The organism is Streptomyces sp. SID3343 (assembly GCF_009865215.1).
Taxonomy (GTDB): Bacteria; Actinomycetota; Actinomycetes; order Streptomycetales; family Streptomycetaceae; genus Embleya.
On record NZ_WWJX01001017.1, the window covers coordinates 1 to 671 of the forward strand.

At 76.0% G+C, this 671-nt stretch carries 1 pseudogene; it reads right to left on the reverse strand.

From position 1 onward, the window contains the following. Window positions 1–344: 344 nt before the first annotated feature. Window positions 345–671, reverse strand: a pseudogene (locus GT354_RS31875) (hypothetical protein); the annotation flags it as partial.

Below are 671 nucleotides of genomic sequence, written 5' to 3' on the forward strand. Positions count from 1 at the left end.
GGCCGGCTCGGCATCACCCTCGGGGGCCGGCGGGTCCGCGGCGGGCGGCTCGTGCGGGGTGGTGTCGTGGTCGGGTACCGGCGCCCCCGGCGCGTCCTCGCCTCGCGGCGGCTCCGCTCCCCCGCGGCCGTATGCGTCGCTCATCGTGTGCCCTGTCTTTTAGCAGTACGTCGAGCCCTACCGCTCCCGATGTGCCGAGCGTCCGTGACGGCACACCGACAGTCTTTCGTGTGCCGGATCGCTGCGCACCGGCGGCAGCGGATACCCGTCCCGTCACGCTCACACGCGCGGGCCCGCCCCCGCTCCGTCGAAGGGGGCGAGTCGGGCGGGCCCGTGCGGGTGCCTCAAAAACGCGAGTCGACGCGCTCCGTCGTGGCCGACAGCGGGGTCCCCGCCAGCACCAGCATCGGACGCCGAGGCCCCATCCCCGCCGGCAGCGGTGTGGTCGTCGCCGCCTGCTCGGTGAGGTAGCGCTCGACGGCGGGCGCGGCGGGCCGGCCCTCGTTTCCGTCGCTCGTACTGCCGGGTACGAACGCGCTGCTGAGCGCGACGGCCATCATCGAGAACGCGCCCGCGGCCGCGAACGTCAGCCGACGCCGACTCACCGGGGGCCGCACCCGCTCGGGCATGTTGCCGGGGCGCCCGGCTCGCGGACCCGTCGCGCGCGCCCG